Here is a 14,735-nt window from a genome sequence, read left to right as displayed (position 1 = left end):
AGGCTATAAAAAAGCACTAATTTGTTTATTATTTGTATATTCCGCGTGGCGTTAGATCAACAAATATTAGACAATCAGTTATTTTAGTTTTTTAGCGGAGTATGCGGAAATTTATCCTTTTACTATTTTTATCTGTTTATCTGATTACAAATGCTGGTTATGCGCAGTCCTACGGATTACGCTTTTCCAGTCATGAAGTGGTGCAGGAAAGGAGAACAACGCTGAACTTAACTTCATCCGGTCCGCTGTGTTTCAAAAAGAACGGGGAAATATCATTCGATCTGAACTTCCTTCCTTATAAAGAAACTTATTTCGGATACGTATTAAGGATCATCGCCGCCAACAACCAGAACATAGACCTGGTATATAACCAGAAAGAAAGAACCTTTAACTTCCTCATAGGCGAAAGCTTTTCACGTGCATTTGCCATTGATTCAGCCGCCCTCTTCGGCGGGTGGACGCATATCACTATTCACCTCGACCTCGGGCGTAATGAAGCCGCTATTTCGGTCAATGATAAATTTATCGCCAAAGGTCCTGCAAAGCTAGGCAACCCGGCATGTACCCGCGTGTTCTTTGGCGCCAATACCTACGAAGGTTTTCAAACAGTGGATATTCCACCCATGAACCTCCGTAATATAGTGGTGAAAGAAGGCGCCCAAACCAGGTACAACTGGCCGCTCTCCGAAAACGATGGCAGTAACGCCACCGACCTGCAGGAAGGTAAAACTGCCGAGATCCGCAATGCCAACTGGATAGGTCCCAAACACCGCAACTGGAGCCTGCTCCAGAGCTGGGAAATTAATGGTACCCCCAGTGTGGCTTTCGACCGGGAGAAAGAAGTGCTCTATATTGTATCTTCCGATTCACTATACAATATTTCGTTTAAAAATGAGCAGCAACACGGTATCCGCCTGGCGCAACGCCTCGATAGCCTCATGCCGGGGAACCAGTCGGTGTTCAACCCATTTCTCCATAAGCTCTTTAACTTTTATATAGACCAAAAAAAAGCAGGGTCTTATGATTCCCTCAACCGGAAATGGGATATCAGCTACACACCAGACCTGCTTACCGTTTACTGGCAAGCCAATAAATTTGTCTCCCAACGGGATACTTCCCTTTATATCCTCTGCGGATACGGACAAATGCAATATAAAAATACCGTACAGCGATATCATTTTGCCAATAAGAAGTGGGACTCCGTACCCACTGCCGGCGAAAGGCTCATTCCCCGGTATCTCGCCGCCACCGGCGCTACCAGCAATGGAGATACCGCTTATATCCTGGGCGGCTACGGCAGCAACAGCGGGAACCAGGTAGTAAACCCCCGCCATTACTACGATCTCATGGCCTTCCACGTGAAAGATCACTCCTTTCATAAAGTGTTCCAGCTGGAAGAACCTCCTGTGCAGTTCTGCTTTGCCAACAGTCTGGTGATCGATCCCAATACCCAGAATTATTATGCCCTCATCTTCCCCGACGATAAATTTAATACCAGCCTGCAGCTCGTGGAAGGCTCGCTGAAAGCACCACGGTTGAAGCCACTGGCCAATACCATCCCTTACTCTTTTCATGATATCAAATCATTCGCAGATCTCTATTACTGCCGCGACAGTAAAAAGCTGGTCGCCGTAACACTTTATACTTCTAAAGACAATATCACGGAAGTAAAGGTGTATACGCTGGAGTTCCCGCCCGACGCGGTAGTGGCAGATAAATCCGGTCTCCCGGAATTTTTCGCCTGGTACCCGCTGCTGCTCATTCCCGTAGTCGCCGCCGGGCTGTTCTTATTCCTGCGCCGCCGCAGAAAGATCATGCCACCACCTTCAGTTGTTGTGCCGCCGGTACCAGCAACTGCAACACCGCTTCCTCCGCTGCCCGTGGTAATACCCGAAACGGTTACAGATGAAACGGCACCGGAAGAAATCATTGCTGAAAAAAAAGGAAACATCTACTTTTTTGGTCCGTTTGAAGTACTGGACAAAGAAGGGCAGGACGTTACCAAATTCTTCACGCCGCTGCTCAAAGAATTATTCCTGCTGATAGCCATCAATACCATCCGTTCAGGAAAAGGTATCTCATCCGACCGGCTCTATGCCACCCTCTGGCGCGATAAGTCCAGCAAGGAAGCACAGAACAACCGCTCTGTGAATATGGTAAAGCTTAAAGCTATACTCGACAAGCTGGGCGCCTGTGCCTTCGTAAAAGAAGCTGACCGCTGGAGCCTCCAATACTCCACCGCCGATATCGACATGGACCTGGCCGGGTTCCAGCAACTGCTGCACTCGCCCCGTCCACTGCAGGAACAACATGTAAGGGATCTGTTGAAGATCCTCCATCGTGGCTCTTTCCTGCCCGACACCAACTACACCTGGCTGGAAGATATCCAGTCCGAAATCTCCGGCATAACCCTCGACATCCTCACAGAGGCCGCCAACCAGTTCAAATCAGATCCGGAACTCCTCATTGAAATCGCGGACCGCATCTTCCTCTTCGACCCCGTGAATGAAGAAGCCCTTCGCATGAAGTGCAGCAGCCTCGTATCGCTGGGGCGCCATTCCCTCGCCAAAACGGCCTTCAACAAGTTCGCGAAGGAATATCTCCACATGTATGGGGAAGAGTTCCCGCAGTCGTTCACGGACTACTCAGGGTAGCGGGATTAGAGCGGATTTTGTCTTTCTCACTGATTACGCTGATTATACTGATTTTTAGGATTTGATCACGTTGGGATTTTAAAGGATTTTGGGAGATATAAGCGGATATATTGGCTTCTGTTTTCCTGATTATTGTTATTATTATCGTTAAAATCAAAACATTATCAAATCAGCGTAATCGGCGTTAATCAACCTAATCCTGCACCAAGTCAATTTAAAATCGCCGAAGGCGATCTGCGCCAATATCTCCGCTTATATCTCCCAAAATCCTTTAAAATCCCAACGTGATCAAATCCTAAAAATCAGTATAATCAGCGTAATCAGTGAGAAAGACAAAATCCGCATCAATCCTTCCGCTTTTATCCCGCGTTAGTGCATTATTAGTGCTGCCGTTAAGGCCCGCCGTATAAATTGCATTGAAATGAATAAGACAAGGTTCCACGACTATGGCACTCAGGCCGTTTTATTACGAAAAAAAAGGATGCTGGTGATTAAAATCATCAGCATTCTTTTTCCTTTTTTAATTATCGGTGGAGTGGAAGGGGGATTGCGGTTATTTAATTACGGCCACAACCTGGCGCTTTTTATTACCTCTCCGCAAAACAGCAATTACTACCAACTCAACCCCGCAGCTTCCCTGAAATATTTTTCCAATACGGAAATCGCTACCAAAGGCAATAGTGAATTATTTAAGAAAGTAAAAGACACAGGTACCCTCCGCATTTTTGTATTAGGTGAGTCCACTACGATCGGGTATCCCTATTTTCATAATGGCTCCTTTCACCGTTGGCTGCAATACCGCCTCATGCATTCCTGCCCGGAGAAACGCCTCGAAATCATTAATCTTTCACTAACGGGCGTTAATTCCTATACAGTAGAGGGTTTTACAAAAGAATTATTGCCGTATCAGCCGGATGCGGTACTTATTTATACCGGGCATAATGAGTATTATGGCTGCCTGGGCACCGGCAGCACCGACAAAATTGCCGGCAACCCTTTCCTGATCCACCTGGTGCTGAAGCTCCGGGAGTTCCGGATTACCCAGCTCATGGCCAACGCGCTCCATAAAATTTCCAGGCTAACACCGGCCAGCCCGGATGGCGCCGGCAAAACCCGCATGGAAATGATGGTGGCAGCACAACAGATCCCTTTTGGATCAGCGATGTACGAAAGAGGCATTGCCCAGTTCACGGCCAACATGGATAATACCCTGCACATGCTGGACCAGGCAAATGTTCCGGTGTTCATCAGCAACCTGGTGTCTGCTGAAAAAGACCTGTTCCCATTTGTTAGTATGCCACCCGACAGCATAAAGTACCCGGGCTTCAACACCGCATACCTACAGGGTGAGGGGGCGATGGCCAATGGGGATTCCGCTGCAGCCCTGCAATATTTCATGGCCGCGGAAAACAGCTACCAGGCGCATGCCGGCTGCAACTATTACCTGGGACTGCTGACCCAGCACAACGGCGATAGCGCCGCTGCCAAAACGTATTTCGACAAAGCCAGGGACCTCGATGCCCTTCGTTTCCGGGGGCCATCCAAACTGAATAAAGTGATGCTGGAGCTATGCAGCAAATATAAGAACGCGCACCTGGTAGATGCCAATGCGGCTTTTGAAGCTGCGAGTGCCGGCCGTATTATCGGTAATGAGCTGATCCTCGAACATGTACATCCTAACCTGAAAGGCTATGCGCTCCTGTCGGATGTGTTTTATAATACCATGAAAGCACAGGGACTTTTCAAGCCGTTGCCGGAAACGGAAATGAGCTTTGCCCGGTTGCAGCAAACCATGCCCATTACGGTTATCGACAGCTTATCCGGCGCTTATAAGATCGCTAATCTTAAAAGAAGCTGGCCGTTTAGTAAAACGCATGTTGACGATACTATGCTGATTGCCAGTGCAGAAGAACAGCTTGCTTATGAAGTTGCTTTCAGGAAAACATCCTGGGCCGCGGCGCTGCAACAGCTTTATAATGCCTACAATCAAAACGGCGATTTTGCAAACGCCGCTACCATTGTGGCGGCATGGGTACAGGAGCATCCTACCGAAGCGGGATACTACGAGGAAGCCGGTAATTACTATGGTAAGCTGGATCATACTGCGGAAGCCATCTTCTACTTTAAAAAAGTATTTGACATGTCGCCTTCCTTTGAGGTGGCCAGGACGCTTTTTGTGCTTTACCTGAAACAGGATAACGCCACCGGAGCATTGCCTTACCTGAATTATGCCATCGATCATAACGAACGGCGCTTAAACCTGTTGCCCGTAAAAGATTGCCTGTTGCAGGTCCTGGAGCTGCAAACAAAGGCGGCGAGGGAGCCGGCAAATATAGGTTTGCTTAACCAGATTGCGGGACTGTACTACCGGATGGGCAATAAAGAGGGCGCCGTGCTGTATGTAGAAAAAGTATTGCAAGTCTCGCCAGGCAACCGGGATGCACTCACCATGCAAAGTCAACTCAAAAAAGTATAGCCATGTGGAAACGGTTCACCCATATTACGTTGCAGCAATGTATAGAATCCGGCCAGGTGGCTGTGGCGGCGCTACTGGCGGCGGCCCTGTATTTCCGTGATTTCAGGCTGGTAACCATTGCCTTGCTGCTGTTGCTCATCACATTGCTGGCGCCCCGGCTTTTTTATCCGCTGGCGGTGATCTGGTTGGGCATCGGAAAAGTTTTGGGAGAAGTAAACATTCGCATACTCCTGACCCTTGTTTTTATACTGGTAGTAGTACCTGTGGGCTTATGGCGGAAGTGGCGGGGCAAAGATACTTTACAGCTACGCGGGTTTAAGAAGGAGAAAGGATCGGTGATGGTTACACGTAATCATGTATATACGAAAGAAGATTTACTGCACACATTTTAAAACGATCATCATTTTCACGTCATGGAATTTCTGCATGAACTGTTCTATTTTTTAAGAACCCGTAAAAAATTCTGGCTGCTTCCGCTGATCATCGTGCTGTTGTTATTGGCATCGCTGGTAGCCCTGACCAGTGCTTCCGCGCTGGCGCCTTTTATTTATGCCATATTTTAACGGCTTTGAGGAAAATTATCCTGGGTATATCGGCATTTTATCATGACAGTGCAGCTGCGCTGATCATCGATGGGCGCATTGTTGCGGCCGCACAGGAAGAACGTTTTACGCGCATTAAGCAGGATGCTGCTTTCCCGGCGCAGGCCATTAAATATGTATTGTCTGAAGCGGGTATCTCCTTTGATGAGCTAACGGCGGTGGCATTTTATGACAAACCGCTGCTGAAATTTGAACGGTTGCTGGAAACGTATCACGCTTTTGTACCACGTGGCTGGCGCAGCTTCATCACCGCTATGCCGGTGTGGATGAAGGAGAAAGTGTTTATGAAGAAAATGCTCCGCCACCAGTTCCGCACATTGGGAGCTACGATAAAAGTGCCACTGTATTTCCCAGAACATCATTTATCTCATGCTGCCAGCGCTTTTTACCCGTCGCCTTTTGAGTCGGCGGCCATTCTTACGGTGGATGGCGTAGGGGAGTGGGCTACCACTACCATTTGTTATGGCGCCGGTAACGATATCAAAATTTTAAGGGAACTGCGATTTCCGCATTCACCCGGCTTATTATATGCTGCATTCACTTATTTCCTGGGCTTTAAAGTAAACAGCGGCGAATATAAATTAATGGGGCTGTCGCCCTACGGACTGGCTGATACCCCGCAAACCATTGCCTTCCGGGAAAAGATCCTGGCAACGTTGGTGGATATACGAAACGATGGTTCCATCCTGCTGAACATGGATTATTTTGAATTTGCCACCGGGCTGAAAATGACGGCTACGCCACTATGGGAAGCCTTGTTTGGTTTTCCCCGCCGGGAGCCGGAGTCAGCTATCACGCAGGCGCACATGAACCTGGCGCTGGCTATTCAGCAGGTTACCGAAGAAATTGTAGTGACGCTGGCACGCACGGCGAAAGCCATTACGGGCAGCAATCACCTGGTGATGGCAGGCGGTGTAGCGCTTAATTGTGTGGCCAATCATAAAATAAAAGCCGCCGGTATTTTTGAGGATATCTGGATACAGCCTGCTGCCGGTGATGCCGGCGGCGCGCTGGGCGCTGCATACGTCGCCTATCATATTGGTATGGAGCAGGCGCGTGTTTTTTTCCCGGGAGATGATGGCATGCAGGGCGCATTTCTCGGCCCCGCTTATGGCGACGCCGATATCCGGAAGCTGCTGGCCCGCTATGCAGCGGTGGCTGTTCATCAGCCGGACTTCGTCGCACTCACGCAGGAAGTGAGCGCCCACCTGGCCGGCGGAAAAGTAGTGGGCTGGTACCACGACCGGATGGAGTTTGGTCCCCGCGCACTCGGCAACCGGAGCATCCTCGCCGATCCACGGCAGGCGGCCATGCAGCAGCAACTCAACACGAAAATAAAATTCCGTGAGAGCTTCCGCCCCTTTGCACCCGCAGTACTGGCAGAAGATGCGCACCACTATTTTAATGACGCCACTGCTTCTCCCTATATGTTATTTACCACCACATTAAAAGATGCGCTGCGCACAAATACACCAGCAGATGCCCCCGCCTCCATTTATGAGCGGCTGCATCTGCAACGCTCCACCATCCCTGCGGTGACACACCTCGATCATTCCGCCAGGATACAAACCGTACATCGTACGCTTCATCCAAAGTTATGGCAACTTATTAATTGTTTTAAAGAACTAACGGGTTGCAGTGTGTTGATCAATACCTCTTTTAATATAAGGGGAGAGCCGGTAGTAAACACGCCGGAAGATGCGTGGCTGGCTTTTATGCGAACAGAAATGGATTACCTGGTAATGGGGAATTATATTTTTGATCGCCGCCAGCAACCAGCGTTGCCGCCGGAGTTGTTCAAATCCTTTGAAAGGGATTAATAGCTTCTTCTTAAAAAGAAAATTAAAAAAAATACAGCATTAATACGGCTGTTAGTTCATTATTAGCGCTGCTGTTAGGCCGCCGGCGCTTACTTGCATTCATTATTCTCTTATCAATCGAAATATCGTTCGCGTTATGAAAAGATTACTATTGCTGATGCTCCTCGCATCGGGCCTGCTGCAGGCCTATGCACAAAAGCAGTTGACAAAGGGTAAAGTGCTGGATGAAACCGGCCAACCACTACCCGGAGCAACCGTTAGAGTAAAAGGTACCAACATCTCAAGCCCCACCAATGCACAGGGCGAATTCCAGATTGCTACCGGCGAAACCGCTTCCCCGGTACTGGTGATTTCCTATATCGGCTACCTTTCACAGGAGGTGACGGTAACCGGCGGCGACTTGTCCGTCACTTTAAAAACGGATGCCAGATCCCTCAATGATATCATAGTAGTCGGGTATGGCACACAGAAGAAAAGCGACGTAACCGGCGCTACCAGTTCGGTGAAAGCCGTGGAAATTGCCAAACGTCCTTTAGTAAGAGTAGAACAGGCTTTACAGGGAACTACTTCCGGCGTAACGGTGCAAAGCAACAGTGGTCAGCCGGGTAAAGGCATCAGTGTAAGGATCCGCGGGGCCAGTTCCATCACCGGCAGTAACGACCCGTTATACGTCATTGATGGTTACATTGGCGGCAACCTGGAGTCCATCGCTCCCGGCGATATTGAAAGCATGGAAATCCTGAAGGATGCTTCCGCTACCGCCATCTACGGTTCCCGCGGATCTAACGGCGTGGTAATGGTAACTACCAAAACCGGTAAATCAGGAAAACCCCGCGTGGATGCAAGCGCCTGGATAAGCAAAGCTTCTTTGCCAAAGAAACTAAACCTGATGAACGCCTACGAATTTGCGCAGCAGGTAAATAAAAAAGGCGATGTTGCCGGAACGGGCCATCCGTTTACCGATGCGCAACTCGCAGAACTGCAGAAAAATCCCGGTGGCACCGACTGGCAGGATGAACTGACCCGCAAGCCATTGACACAAAACTACCAGGTAGGCGTGTCCGGTGGTTCTGAAAATGTAAAGTATTATTTCTCTTACAACCACCTGGATCAGCCAGGTTTGCTGATCAACTCCGGCTATAAAAGAAATACGCTGCGCGCGAATGTGGATGTGAAGCTGAACAGCAAAATGGACCTGAAAGTAAATATTACAGGTTTGTTGCCGGAATCACACAACACGGATTTCTCCGGTGATATCGTTGATCCGTTCTCGCAGTCCAGTATGTGGGATCCTACCAGCCCGGTAAGAAATGCGGCTGGTGATTATCTCAGCCAGTCTAATTTCGCATCCCTCGCTAAAAACCCGGTACAAAATATCATGAGCCGTTCGGTGGATGGAAAAACGTCTAACCTGACTGCTACCGGCGTTTTCACCTATCGTATCATCGATCACCTTACCTTTACTTCCAATAACAGCTATGAGCTGCAGAACCAGCAAACGCAATCCGTTTTTCCTCCGGGAACAAACGAAGCGTTTAACGGTAACGACTATGCGAAAATGGAGAATAGCCGGTACAGGAGCTGGCAGAACTCCAATTTCCTGACCTATAACAACCGCTTCGGGAATCATTCCCTCACGGTCACCGCGCTCGTGGAACAGGCTTCCAAAACCAATACAAACACCATTGCGCAGGCTAATAAATTATCTACCTACAGCCTCGGCTACTGGAACCTGGGATTAGGTAAAACCCAGTCGACCAGCAGCGGTTACTGGGCAGATGCGCTCATCTCTTATATGGGAAGGGTAAACTATGCCTTTAAAGATAAATACTTGTTAACCGTTTCTGTTCGTACAGATGGATCGTCCCACCTGGTAGAGAAGTACTCCACTTTCCCCGCAGTTGCATTGGGATGGGCTGTAGACAAAGAAGGATTTATGGCAGAGTCCAAAGTGATAACCGGATTGAAACTCCGCGCCAGCTACGGGCAAACGGGTAACCAGGCAGTACCTGCCTATTCTACCATTGCCCAGATCGGTACGGCCCTGCCTTACTACTTCGATGGTACTACTTCAAGCGTAAATACCCCGCTGGGAACACCGGTAGCCACTACGCTTCAGTGGGAAAAGAACGCTACCTATGATGTAGGATTGGACATGGAATTCTGGCGTGGCCGCTTAACCTTCACCGCGGATGCATATAATAAAAAAGTATCCGACCTGCTGTATGCCACCGATAACCCTTTTTACTATGGCGGCGGAAGCTTTCAGCGTAATATCGGCAGCGTAAGGAATACCGGCCTGGAATTCAGCGTAGGCGGTATGCCGGTTGTTGGAAAAGACTTCAAGTGGACCAGCAACTTCAATATCTCCTTCAACAGGAACGAAGTATTGGATCTGGGAGGTCAGGACAATATCATTGTAAATGGTATCGGCTCTGCACAACAAGGCGTATCCATCATCAAAGTAGGGGAACCGCTGGGTACCTTCTATGGTTATAAATACCTGGGCACCTGGAAAAATGAAGAAAAGACAGAAGCCGCTACATACGGCAAGAAGCCCGGAGATACAAAATATGCTGACCTCGATGGCGATCATAAACTTTCCGGCGGCGATCTTACTACGATTGGTAATGGTATGCCTAAATATTACTTCGGTTTCATCAATGATTTCTCTTACAAGAACTGGAGCCTGAACGTTATGTTCCAGGGCACGCACGGCAACCAGATGTATTCCTTTACCCAGGCCTATACAATGGGCGGACTGGGAGATGCACGCGATGCCACCAACGCGCAACTCCTCGATATGTGGACGCCTGAAAAACAGACAGACGTTCCCGTCTATGGTAACCAGAACGAAATTAAAAGCAGCCGTTATGTATACGATGCCAGCTATATCAAACTGAAAAATATTTCCCTCACTTATACCATTCCAGCATCACTGTTGAACAGGATACATGCACGCAGCCTGGATGTTTATATCAGCGCCCAGAATATCTGGACCATCACCAACTACCCTGGCTACGATCCGGAAGTAACCAACGCCACCAATGCCATTACACAAGGTTTGGAAACAGGTACGATACCTAACCCCAAAACCTATACGATTGGTGTAAGACTTGGTTTATAATTGACATAGCGTATAAGTAAGGATTCTGTTTTTCTAAAAAATTACTATTATGAACAAAAAATATTTCCTCCCTTTAGCGATGGCAGCAATGATCGGTGCATCATCCTGCGTGAAGCTGACGGAAGATCCAAGAGCAACACTCACTCCCGGCAATTATTTCAATACACAAAATGAACTGGATGGCGCTGTAACCTCTGCTTTCAGGGCGCTCGCCGTAGATGGTGCATGGGGTTTCACCAGTAAAATGACCAGTTACTTCGGCTCCGATGATTTAACCACGCACCCTGCTTCCAACAAAGCAGACTCGCGGGAATTTGACCGGCTCCAGGGTACCACCACCAACTCCAGTATGAGAGCCGAGTGGGAAGGCCCGTGGAATACCATTTATCAGGCAAACAACGTGATTGCCAATTTTGAAAAAGTAACCGCCACCACCAATGAAGCGATTCAGCAACGCACGTATGCCGGCGGACAGGCATACTTCCTCCGGGGACTGTGTTATTTCTACCTCGTAAGAACATTTGGTGCATTGCCTATTGTTACCGGTCCGGCAGATATTACTGTAACACCGGCCAGGGAAGAACCTGCAAAAGTATACGAACTGATCATCGCCGATCTGAAAAAGGCGGCTGACATGCTGCCCGATAAATGGACCGGCGCAGACGTAGGCAGACCCGGCGCATTGTCGGCAAGAGCCGTGCTGGCAAACGTATACCTCACTATGGCAGGCTGGCCTGTTAACCAAAATTCCAATTACGCGCTGGCTGCCACGGAGGCGAAAGCCGTAATGGACGCCGGGAAATACGACCTGATGCCCGACTACCTCGATGTATTCAAAACCAATAATAATATTGAATCGGTATTCGGACTGCAATACAATGTAGGCGGCCAGTTGCCTAACCGTTCCTTTGGCGCTACCTGTATTCCTGATGATGAAGGTGGATGGGATGATTTCTTTCCTGAAATCAACTACTTTAAGGATGCACCGGTTTGTAAACGTACCGATCAAACATTCCACACACAAATCAAAAGCAATAAAATCGGTGTAGTAAAATGGGATGATCCGAGAACGGCTACCCACCATCCTTACTATAACAAATTCCGTTATGGCGCAGGTGATGGTATCGTTGAAACGCCTACACAGGTGGTGAGCTTTAACGCCAGTACCAATAAAACCACTGATATCGTTCGCTTTGCAGAAACATTGCTCACCTACGCGGAAGCTTCTGCCATGGCTGCCAACACCGTTTCTGATGAAGCCTATGAAGCGCTGAACAGGGTGAGACGGCGCGCCGGTTTGCCCAACATCGTAAAAGGTTTAACGGCAGTGGCTTTCCGTGATTCAGTAGTCAATGAACGCAAATATGAATTTGCCGGGGAATTCGGACAACGCTGGTTCGATATCGTTCGCTTGCAGTTGCTGCCAAAAGTAATTGCGCGCCGCGATCCGAATGAGTTCAAGGATCTCCCGTTGAATCCTGCTGCGGTTGCCAACCCGGGTCCTAAGTATATTGCTCCGATCCCGTTCAGAGATCTGAACCTGAGCCCGGGATGGACACAAAACCCGACATACTAAACACTTTTTGATTTGGCCTATAAATAGTTTAATCATGCCTTGTGCATGATTAAACTATTTTGTTAATTCGTTCTGTAGCCAATGAGGAATTCTCCCAGCGCATAAATTTTAGTGAATGAAAAAAACAAACTGGAAGCTGTACAGCCTTCTGTTGCTGACACCTTTTGTATGCTTATCCGGCCGCGCGCATGCAGCGGTGTATGATACTATCCCCGGCGTAAAGCCATCCATCGACCTGATTGACCCAACCATAGGAAACGTAGGTCAGCTGCTGGAGCCTACCCGGCCCACCGTGCAGTTGCCGAACCAGCTGATCCGGTTTACACCGCAGCGGAAAGACTTTATGGATGACCAGATCTCCGACTTTCCATTGAACGTGGTATCACACCGGCTCGGGCAGGTGTTTTCCTTGAAACCCGCCACTGGCAAGCTGTCGGAAAATGACTGGCAAACCCGGATGGCTTACGACCATAACCTGGAAACCAACCGGCCCTGGTACTATTCTACCTGGCTGCTGGATGAAGAAGTAAACGTGGAATTTACTGCCGGTAAAAAAGCAGGCTACTACCGTTTCCGTTTTCCTGCCGGTAAAGAAAAATCGCTGTTGTTTGGTACCTATAACGATGGGGAGGCTGCTTACACCTTCCTGCCCAATAAGGTAATGACCGGCATGGAAACTTATAACGGCTATGTAAAAGTATACCTGTACGGTGTTTTCAGTGAAGCCGGTACACCCGGTGTAGCGGAACAGGGACAGTTGAGCAACAATAAAAATATTGCTGGTAAAGGAATCAAAGCATTTATCAGTTTCCCTGCCGCTATAAAGGAAGTTACTTTCAAATACGCTATCAGTTACATCAGCGCAGAACAGGCAAAGAAAAGTTATGAAGAAGAAATCAGTAAGAAAGATTTTGACGCCGTAGCCGCCAGTGGAAAAAAAGCCTGGGCAGATGTCATGAACCAGGTGAAGGTAAAAGGTGGTACGCTGGCGCAACAACGTTCTTTTTATACGGCCTTATACCGTTGCTATGAAAGAGCAGTGGATATTACAGAAGACGGGCAGTATTACAGTGGTTATGATAAACAGATCCACAAAGACAACCGTCCTTTTTATGTAGATGACTGGACCTGGGACACCTACCTGGCACTGCATCCGCTGAGAATGATCCTGGATCCTGCAAAGGAAGAAGACATGCTGCAATCGTTTGTACACATGTACGAGCAAAGTGGCTGGCTGCCTACCTTCCCCGTGTTGTTTGGCGATCACGCCTGCATGAACGGGTTCCATTCTTCCGTAGTAATGCTGGACGCACACCGGAAAGGGTTGAAAAATTTTGATATTGGGAAAGCCTATGAGGGCATGCGGAAAAATGCGACGGACGCTACTATGCTTCCGTGGCGCAATGGTCCTAAAACAGCGCTCGACGACGTGTATCACAACAAAGGTTATTTCCCTGCATTGCGCATCGGCGAAAAAGAAACCGAGCCAGCGGTGCATCCTTTTGAAAAAAGACAGGCAGTAGCCGTTACCTTAGGCGGCAGCTACGACGACTGGGCATTGTCCGAGCTGGCTGGTGATTTGAATAAGAAAGATGACCAGCGTTTGTTTGCACCAAGAGCGAAGAATTATAAAAATCTATGGAACGCCGATAAACAATTTTTCCTGCCGAAAGATGGTAACGGGGAATGGATCGATATCAACGTAAAGTATGACGGCGGTATTGGTGGTCGCGATTTCTACGACGAAAATAACGGCTGGACCTACCTCTGGCAGGTACAACAGGATATCCCCGGCCTCATCAGCCTGATGGGTGGGAAAGATGCGTTTGAAAAAAGACTGGATCAGTTGTTCCGTGAACCGCTGGATATGTCGCGTTACGCTTTCTGGAGTAAGTTCCCGGATGCCACCGGTCTTGTAGGACAATACTCCATGGGTAATGAACCAAGCTTTCATATTCCGTACCTGTACAACTACACCGGCGCTCCTTGGAAAACGCAGCAGCGTATCCGTTTCCTGCTCGATACCTGGTTTAAGGATAACATCTTTGGTATTCCCGGTGATGAAGACGGCGGCGGAATGTCGGCCTTCGTCGTATTTTCCTCCATGGGCTTTTACCCGGTAACACCCGGTATCCCGGAATATACCATTGGCAGCCCCGTGTTTGAAAATATAAGCATCGCATTGCCCAACAAGAAACAGTTTACCGTAGTGGCGCACAACAGCTCCGTGGTAAATAAATATATTCAACAGGCAAAGTTCAACGGCAAACCTTTGAACAAACCTACGTTTACACATCAGCAGTTAACTGATGGCGGAACGCTGGAGCTGTTCATGGGCCCGAAGCCTAACAAAAGCTGGGGCGTACAGTAATTAGGCGCTAAGAAGTTTACTGGTTTTGGTGAACCGGTAACAATGATGAAGACAAAAGAAAGGCCGTCTCTTAATGAGGCGGTCTTTTTTTATGCTGATATCTTGGCTG

Annotated in this window: 8 protein-coding genes; all 8 read left to right on the top strand. The window is 48.5% G+C overall.

Translation table 11 applies throughout. The features are described 5' to 3' along the window. The first annotated feature begins 101 nt into the window (after positions 1-101). The 8 genes from QFZ48_RS28740 (at position 102) to QFZ48_RS28705 (ending at position 14,626) form a co-directional block, all read left to right on the top strand. Positions 102-2,654 carry a hypothetical protein gene (locus QFZ48_RS28740; protein ID WP_429064894.1) on the top strand — a complete coding sequence of 851 codons (2,553 nt, stop codon included), beginning with the start codon at positions 102-104 and terminating at the stop codon, positions 2,652-2,654. Positions 2,655-3,075: 421 nt separating this feature from the next. Continuing rightward, a complete protein-coding gene (locus QFZ48_RS28735) occupies positions 3,076-5,130 on the top strand; it encodes a hypothetical protein (RefSeq protein ID WP_429064893.1) in 2,055 nt (684 codons plus the stop codon). 2 nt (positions 5,131-5,132) lie between these two features. Further along, positions 5,133-5,522: an SxtJ family membrane protein gene (locus QFZ48_RS28730; RefSeq protein ID WP_429047435.1), complete on the top strand. Its 390-nt coding sequence runs from the start codon at positions 5,133-5,135 to the stop codon at positions 5,520-5,522. 21 nt (positions 5,523-5,543) lie between these two features. Then, the gene (locus QFZ48_RS28725; RefSeq protein ID WP_429064891.1) at positions 5,544-5,693 is read left to right on the top strand and encodes a DUF5989 family protein; all 150 of its coding nucleotides are present in this window, start codon (positions 5,544-5,546) and stop codon (positions 5,691-5,693) included. A 5-nt stretch (positions 5,694-5,698) separates the two neighbouring features. Further along, entirely contained in the window at positions 5,699-7,552 is a 1,854-nt protein-coding gene (locus QFZ48_RS28720) for a carbamoyltransferase family protein (protein WP_429064889.1), read from the top strand. A gap of 136 nt (positions 7,553-7,688) precedes the next feature. Next, positions 7,689-10,679: a SusC/RagA family TonB-linked outer membrane protein gene (locus QFZ48_RS28715; RefSeq protein ID WP_429064887.1), complete on the top strand. Its 2,991-nt coding sequence runs from the start codon at positions 7,689-7,691 to the stop codon at positions 10,677-10,679. Between the two features lie 49 nt (positions 10,680-10,728). Then, entirely contained in the window at positions 10,729-12,255 is a 1,527-nt protein-coding gene (locus QFZ48_RS28710; protein ID WP_429047438.1) for a RagB/SusD family nutrient uptake outer membrane protein, read from the top strand. 115 nt (positions 12,256-12,370) lie between these two features. Next, complete coding sequence (locus tag QFZ48_RS28705; RefSeq protein ID WP_429047439.1) at positions 12,371-14,626, top strand: GH92 family glycosyl hydrolase; 2,256 nt, start codon at positions 12,371-12,373, stop codon at positions 14,624-14,626. The last annotated feature ends 109 nt before the right edge of the window (positions 14,627-14,735 follow it).

This window comes from Chitinophaga sp. W2I13 (assembly GCF_050434005.1).
Lineage (GTDB): Bacteria > Bacteroidota > Bacteroidia > Chitinophagales > Chitinophagaceae > Chitinophaga.
The sequence above is the reverse complement of the archived record's forward strand: the minus strand, read 5'-3'. Positions and strand labels throughout refer to the sequence as shown.